The following is a 514-nucleotide window of genomic DNA, read 5'->3' as shown; positions in this document are numbered from 1 at the left end:
CCGTTCTGCGGCCCGGGACGGTCGGGAAGGCGGGTGCCCGGCTGCACCGGGCAACCGCCCCCACGTCGGGGCGACAGGACTCGAACCTGCGATCTCCTGCTCCCAAAGCAGGCGCGCTAGCCACTACGCTACGCCCCGGTACCTGCAGCCTCGGCTGCAACGACTGCGGTCCGGTGCACGAGCACGGACCACCGGCGAGTCTACCGGCTGGGCGGACGGGGCCGCACCTCGGCCCGCCGGACCCCGCTCCGCACGGCCCGCCGGCGTCCTGCCGACCGCGCTCCGCGGGTGCGCCCGCGCCCCGGGATTTGACACCGCGCGCGCCGGGCCGGTTAATGGGAAGGCCTCGACAGAGCGCTCCGCGGGGATGTAGCTCAATGGTAGAGCCTCAGTCTTCCAAACTGATTACGCGGGTTCGATTCCCGTCATCCCCTCCCGTCGCACGAACGCCCCGGCCCTCCTGGACCGGGGCGTTCGTCGTTCCCGGCCCCGTCACCCGCCCGGACCGGCACCT

General features: G+C 73.2%; 2 tRNA genes. One reads left to right on the top strand and one right to left on the bottom strand.

The window, feature by feature from the left end:
• Positions 1-65: 65 nt before the first annotated feature.
• A tRNA-Pro gene (locus tag RF645_RS13440) sits at positions 66-138 on the bottom strand.
• Between the two features lie 225 nt (positions 139-363).
• Between RF645_RS13440 and RF645_RS13435 the strand changes: the two genes are divergently transcribed.
• Positions 364-434 (top strand) — tRNA-Gly (locus RF645_RS13435).
• Positions 435-514: the final 80 nt, after the last annotated feature.

It is taken from the genome of Kocuria sp. CPCC 205260, from assembly GCF_040981045.1.
Taxonomy (GTDB): Bacteria; Actinomycetota; Actinomycetes; order Actinomycetales; family Micrococcaceae; genus Kocuria; species Kocuria palustris.
The sequence above is the reverse complement of the archived record's forward strand: the minus strand, read 5'-3'. Positions and strand labels throughout refer to the sequence as shown.